The sequence below is a fragment of the Rhizobacter sp. P3_B12 genome (assembly GCF_056402895.1).
Map to the genome: position 1 here is coordinate 1 of NZ_JBFUGN010000639.1, position 3,617 is coordinate 3,617.

Here is a 3,617-nt window from a genome sequence, read left to right on the forward strand (position 1 = left end):
CCCCAGCCCCGTCGCCCGCTCCCACGCTGACGCTGCCGCTCGAAGTCCTCGGCGCCGGCGCGCCCGACGCACCGACCGTCGTGCCGGCCCAGCTTGCACTCGACGCGTCGGCCCTCGGCAGCGCGAGCCAGCTGGTGGTGCGCTGCCACCGCTGCGGCTTCTACAACTCGCCGGAGTTCGAGGCACTGTCCAAGCCGCTCACCAAGGTCGCCGGCAGCCTGCGCATCGTCGGCGGGCCGAATGGCAGCACCGCGCCGTGGATCGACATCAGTGACAGCGCGGTGCAGGTCGACGAGGTCGAGCGCTCGCACGGCGGCGTCAACGGCGGGCTGCTGACCATCCGCTTCCGCGTTGCGCTGGACGCGACCGCGCGTGCGCGCCTGGTCGCGCTGCCAGCCACCAACCGCATCGAATTCCGCTTCAACGGCACCGACGGCAACTCCAACGGCTTCCGCATCCTGGACCTGCAGATCCAGGATGCCGCCGGCCGCCACCTCGGCGCCAACCAGCCGCGCCAGTGGGCCGACATCCAGGCCGAGAAGGAGGCCGGCCGCACCTGGACGGCCGATGCCGACGCGGGCCGCACGCTGTGGAACGCGCAGAACCTGCTGAAGAAGTCGCCGATCGTCGGCACCATGCTGCGCGCCGCGTGTTCGTCGTGCCACGCGAGCGACGGCCGCGACCTGCAGTACTTCAACTTCTCGAACAACTCGGTCGTGCAGCGCTCGCGTTTCCACGGGCTGAGCGAGACGCAGGGCCGGCAGATCGCCGCCTACCTGCGCGCGGCGCTGTACACCAAGGTGCCGCATGTCGCGCAGGCCACGCCGTGGAACCCGCCGTACCAGCCGGGCCCGGGCCTGGATGCGAAGCCGACCGTCGAATGGGCAGCCGGTGCCGGTATCGACGCGGTGCTGCCGGACGCGAAGTCCTTCGTCAACGTGTTCACCGGCAAGGCCGCCAACAGCACGGCCGCACTGACGCAGGCCGAGCTCGACGCCGCGATGGACCCGAGCCGCGGCAAGGTGCTGAACACGCGCGAGATGCCGATCCCGCTGCAGCTGCCCGACTGGAGCGCGTGGCTGCCGATCGAGAGCCCGCTCGACATCTGGACGCCGGAAGCGGGGCAGGCGCAAGGCCTGTTCGAGACCCAGGGCGACGACGGCTCGAACCCGATCAAGGTGGTCAAGCGCGTCTCCGACTTCCTGAACGCCAACCGGAACCCGAACGGCGTCTACGGCGACTGGAGCCACCTGACGCCCGAGCTGCGCGAGCGCGCGCAGGCCTGGCTCAACGATGTCGGCGGCAAGACCATCGCGTTCGCCGGTGGCGGCCGCGGCTCGCGCGTCTCGGGCGACCCGTCCAAGCCCTATGGCGGTGAACTGGGCGGCAAGAAGCTGCAAGCCCGCCTGTCGGCACAGACGGCGAGCGCGGCCAACCTGCCGGCCGCCTTCACGAAGGAGGCCTTCATCGAGCGCGCGCTCTTCGGCGTGATCCACTGGATGAGCGTCAAGCAGTGGGAGCTGGCCCACACCTACGGTCTCGAAGGGCGGCAGGACTGGCTGCACGGCTCGCGCAATGCGAGCGGGCAGTGGGCGGGCATCGGCGAGCCGCGCGGCTGGCCGTTCAGCTGGCCGAGCGTGTTCTACACGGCGCCGCACATGCTGTTCGCGCCGGTGAACGGCCGCGAGAACTACTTCTCGTGGGAGCCGCGGCTGGTGTCGTTCTACCGGACGAACCAGTGGTACCAGCTGCAGATGACGGTGAACCCGGGCTGGCCGGGCGCGTCGGAAGGGCCGATGGACTGGCCGTACCACATGGGTTTCACGACCGCGGTGGTCGACGACCTGATGACGGCCAAGGCGCCGGCGGCGGTGTCGGCCTCGCACCTGGCGCGCTACTTCCAGGTGCGCACCAAGCTCGCGCAGCTGGCCAACACCGACCTGCCGTTCAACCAGCCGGACCCGGCCGCGCCGACCGACCTGTTCCGCAACAAGGGGCACCAGAGCCGGGCCTCGCTCGCGATCCACAAGCTGGGTGTCGGCGAGGTGGTCGATCGCGGGCCGGACGACTGGGAGAAGTCGCGTTTCCGCCAGCTCGACGCGGTGACGCCGGGGCTGCACCTGATGTTCGTCAACAGCTCGATCTCGCTCTACAACGCGCTGTATGCGAACACCAGCTACGAGCAGTGGCGGCGCTGTGATCCGAACGCGCTGTTCGGCAGCGAGCCGGAGGTCAAGTCGGGCTTCCGCTTCTGCCTGGACCCGAAGCGCACGCCGCTGCCGTTGAACGCGAAGGGGCAGCCGCACCTGGTCGGCGGCTGGGTGGACTGGACGGGGGAACAGTACATCACCTGGAGCGTGATGTCGGCGCGCAACCATGGGGCCGAGGCGCAGCGCTTGAAGACCTTCTCGGATTGGGCCGGGCGGATGTGGCGCGAATGATCCGGGCTACGAGAAGACCTGGTCGAGGCGCCGTGTCCAGGCCGCCTTCGCGGCCTCATCCACGAAGCTCGCCTCGAAACTGTTCTTCGCCAGCTGATGCGCCTGCCGCGCCCCGAGCGCCGGCAGCGCCTCGAAGGTCGCGAGGAAGTTCGCGTTCATGTAGCCGCCGAAGTAGGCCGGGTCGTCCGAGTTGACCGTCGCGCACAGGCCCGCATCGAGCAACGCGCCCAGCTGATGCGCCGCCATGTCGGGGTACACGCACAGCTTCACGTTCGACAGCGGGCACACCGTCAGCGGCATGCGCTCGGCGGCGAGCCGCTTCACCAGCACCGGGTCTTCGACACAGCGCACGCCGTGGTCGATGCGCTCGACCTTCAGCACGTCGAGCGCGCTCCAGATGTAGGCGGGCGGGCCTTCCTCGCCGGCATGCGCGACCAGCCGCAGCCCCAGCTCGCGGCACTTCGCGAACACGCGCGCGAACTTCTCCGGCGGGTGGCCGCGCTCGCTGCTGTCGAGGCCGACGCCGATGAAGCGCTCGCGAAACGGCAGCGCCWGTTCCAGCGTCTCGAATGCAGCCTCTTCGCTCAGGTGCCGCAGGAAGCACAGGATCAGCGCGCTGCTGACGCCCAGCTCGCGCTTCGCCACCTCGCCCGCGCGCGTCAGCCCGTTGATCACGGTCTCGAAGCTGACGCCGCGCTCGGTGTGGGTCTGCGGATCGAAGAACAGCTCCGCATGCACGACGTTGTCGGCGGCCGCGCGGCGGAAGTAGGCCATCGCCATGTCGAAGAAGTCGTCCTCCTTCAGCAGCACGCTGGCGCCGGCGTAGTAGATGTCGAGGAAGCTCTGCAGGTCGGTGAACGCATAGGCCTCGCGCAGCGCCTCGACGCTGGCATACGGGATCGCCACGCCGTTGCGCTGCGCCAGCGCGAAGATCAGCTCCGGCTCCAGCGAGCCCTCGATGTGGATGTGCAGCTCGGCCTTCGGCATGGCGCACAGCAGCGCGGGCAGGCGGTCGCGGGGGATGGCGTCGAGGTTCATGCGATGGCTCCAAAACGGATGCCGCGTTCGCTGAGGAAGCGGCGGTAGGCGGCCGAACTCCGGTCGGCCGCGCAGTGGACTTCGCCGCCCGCGAGCGGCAGCCGCTTGGGCTGCTGCGACTCGAGGACGGGCTGGTCC

The 3,617-nt window shown here is 69.8% G+C and carries 2 protein-coding genes; one reads left to right on the top strand and one right to left on the bottom strand.

The annotated features are described in order from the left end of the window. A partial coding sequence (locus AC1D01_RS25240) for a hypothetical protein (protein WP_477871245.1) occupies positions 1-2,441 on the top strand: 2,441 nt, incomplete at its 5' end. Between the two features lie 6 nt (positions 2,442-2,447). On the opposite strand, the gene AC1D01_RS25245 is transcribed toward AC1D01_RS25240, so the two are convergent. Continuing rightward, on the bottom strand, positions 2,448-3,479 hold the full coding sequence (locus AC1D01_RS25245) for an adenosine deaminase (RefSeq protein ID WP_477871247.1): 1,032 nt from the start codon (positions 3,477-3,479) through the stop codon (positions 2,448-2,450). Positions 3,480-3,617: the final 138 nt, after the last annotated feature.